3 protein-coding genes are annotated in these 2,715 nt (G+C 67.8%); 1 reads left to right on the top strand and 2 read right to left on the bottom strand.

The annotated features are described in order from the left end of the window. On the bottom strand, positions 1-526 hold a 526-nt coding region (locus tag VGF64_10260), incomplete at its 3' end, for a dihydrofolate reductase family protein (protein HEY1635132.1). A 159-nt stretch (positions 527-685) separates the two neighbouring features. Here VGF64_10260 and VGF64_10255 point away from each other — a divergent pair. Beyond that, the gene (locus VGF64_10255; GenBank protein ID HEY1635131.1) at positions 686-1,693 is read left to right on the top strand and encodes a sigma-70 family RNA polymerase sigma factor; all 1,008 of its coding nucleotides are present in this window, start codon (positions 686-688) and stop codon (positions 1,691-1,693) included. A 44-nt stretch (positions 1,694-1,737) separates the two neighbouring features. Here the strand turns inward: VGF64_10255 and VGF64_10250 are convergent. After that, positions 1,738-2,715, bottom strand: a 978-nt coding sequence (locus VGF64_10250; protein ID HEY1635130.1) for an FAD-dependent oxidoreductase, incomplete at its 5' end; no start/stop codon positions are given.

The raw sequence follows: 2,715 nt of genomic DNA, 5'->3' as shown, positions 1-2,715 counted from the left end.
TGTCGACGAGGCGCATGGGCTTCTTCTCCCCGGTCTCGCCGAAGAGGCGCTCGCCGGCCCCGAGCACGACCGGGAACACGACTAGCCGCAGCTCGTCGACCAGGTCGTGCTTGATCAGAGTGCGCCCCAGCTGATAGCTGGCAGGGACGACGATCTCCCCGTCGAGCTCCTGCTTCAGCTTCGTGACCTCGTCCACCACGTCACCCTTCAGGACCCTCGAGTTGTTCCAGTCCGGATCTACGAGAGTCGAGGACACGACGTACTTGGGCATGCTGTGCAACCTGTCCGCAAGCTCGCCACTCCGGGGTCGCCACCGCACCCCGAAATACTCGTAGCTTCGGCGACCCAGCAGCCATGCTTCGGCGCCCAGCGCCTCGTCGAGCGCGACCTTGGCCCACTCTTCGAGGTCCTTGCCCCCAAATTGGCCGAACCAGCCGCCAAGCCTGAAGCCCTCGTCACCGTCCGGGTCCTGGATCACTCCGTCGAGCGAGACGTTTTGAGGGCCGCTCATCACGATCTTTCCCATTTTCGGCTCTCCTTCGTTGGCGTTGTTCAGTGACCACTGGTGTAGGCACCGCGGCATCGGGAAAATGGGCGCCGAACGACCGCCCAGTTCGCGCCTCGGCCGGTGTCTGTACCAGGGTGGAAGTCCGACAAGGCGCAGGACGAAGGAGAAGCCACGGTGGTGACGGCCGACTTGATCTCCAGGGCACGGACGGGGGATGGCGACGCGTTCCGGCAGCTCACCGAGCCGCACCGCCGCGAGCTCCAGGTGCACTGCTACCGGATGCTCGGATCCTTCCAGGATGCCGAGGACGCCCTCCAGGAGACGCTGCTAGCCGCCTGGCAGAGCTTCGGAGGGTTCGAGGGACGGGCCTCGCTCCGGACCTGGCTCTACAAGATCGCCACCAACCGGTGTCTCAACGCGCGTCGGTTGGCCAACAGACGCCCGGCCAAGGAGTGGGACGTGCCCAGGGTTGAACCGCCCGAGCCGACCCGGCTCGGCGAGGTCCTCTGGCTCGAGCCGTATCCCGACGCCCTCCTCGAGAGCGCCCTCGACGTGCCGCTCGGCCCGGAGGCGCGCTGCGAGCAGAACGAATCCATCTCTCTGGCCTTCGTGACCGCCCTTCAGGCCCTGCCGCCTCGCCAGGTCGCGGTGCTCGTCCTACGCGACGTCCTCGGATTCCACGCGAACGAGGTGGCCGACATGCTGGACTCGACCGTCGAATCGGTCAACAGCGCGCTCAAACGGGCGCGCGCCAGCCTGCAGCGCCGCCGGCCCCCGGTCGCCGATCACCAACGGCCTCCCGCCTTCTACTCGCCCTCCGAGGATGCGATCGTGGCGAAGTTCGTACGCGCGTGGGAGTCCGCCGATCTCGACGCGCTCGTGGCCCTCCTGACAGACGACGTTTTCACGTCGATGCCACCGATGCCCTTCGAGTACGAGGGCCGAGCCGCCGTGGCCCGCTTCTGCGCCAGCATCTTCGGCTCGGGGCGAAGGTTCGACCTCGTGCCGACGCGGGCAAATGGTCAACCGGCGTTCGGAGCCTACCTGCGCGCCCCTACCGGCTTCCGCCACGGGACCGGCCTGTTCGTCCTGACCCTTACCGGCGACCGGATCTGTGCAATGACCCGCTTCGAGAACAGTGTGCTCCCGTGGTTCGGGCTTCCGCGATCACTCCCGAGTCGTTAGCCAGCTTGCCGCCGGTGTAGGCGCCGTGTCCGTGCACACGAGGGTCAGTCGGTCGCGGCGACGGCCAGGCCGAAGAGCGCGGCGAACCGGTCCACCATCATGTCCCGCCCTTTGACCTCGGCGATGACGTCTGGACCGACGATCTCGTCCTGGCCCGGGAACTGACCGGCACCGCCCTCGGGTCCGATCGGGACCGCGATGCCTGGACCGATCGACTCGTAGGCGACGAGCTCCGAACCACTCTCGAGAGCGGTGATGTTGGCTGCCACAGTCTGCGCCTGGCGTGTGGCGAACCCGGCCATCTTGGCGTCGGCGGTCGACAGGTCGCCGAGCGCGAAGACCGTGTCCTGGCCGACGACCTGGAGCGTGGGTCCAACCTCGACGTAGCCGTCGGGGCGACGAGCTTGGACCAGGTCGTCTCCCAGGTAGTCGCTGCTCGGCACGACGCCGAAGCAACGGAACCACATGTCGGCGGTGATCTCGCGGCCCGCGTCGGTCGTCACTGTGAAGGTCCCCGGTTCGCCCGCCGCGGTCGGCGGTGGCTCGAGCAGGGGGCTCCCGAGCACCACCTCGACGCCGGCCTCATCCAGCTGGCGTCTGAGCTCGGCCTTGAGCTCCGGCTTGAAGGGGCCGCTCAGCACCTCGCCGGACACGTCCAACAGGATGATCGACTTCTCCGGCCAGGTGTACCGGATCTCGCCCGCCAACTCGATCCCGACGGGACCGGCGCCCAACAACAGGACGCGGCCCGCCCCGGACAGGGCACGATGTGCCGCCCCAACCTGGTCATGAGCAGCCGCGGTGTCGACCAGGTCGGTCTTCGCCGGGAACGGGTAGCTCGACCCCGTCGCCAACACGACGTAGTCGGCGAAGATCTCCTCGCCGGACGCCGTCACGACTCGCTTGGGGTCGACCACTGCGGCGCGATCTCGAACGACCCGGCCGGCGTCCAGCAACCTGTCGTAGGGGAGGTAGATATTCGGCAACCACGACGGATCGACCAGCGCCCGGAGCGCGGCGAC

The organism is Acidimicrobiales bacterium (assembly GCA_036491125.1).
GTDB lineage: Bacteria > Actinomycetota > Acidimicrobiia > Acidimicrobiales > AC-9 > AC-9.
This window is presented reverse-complemented; position numbering and strand designations above follow the sequence as displayed.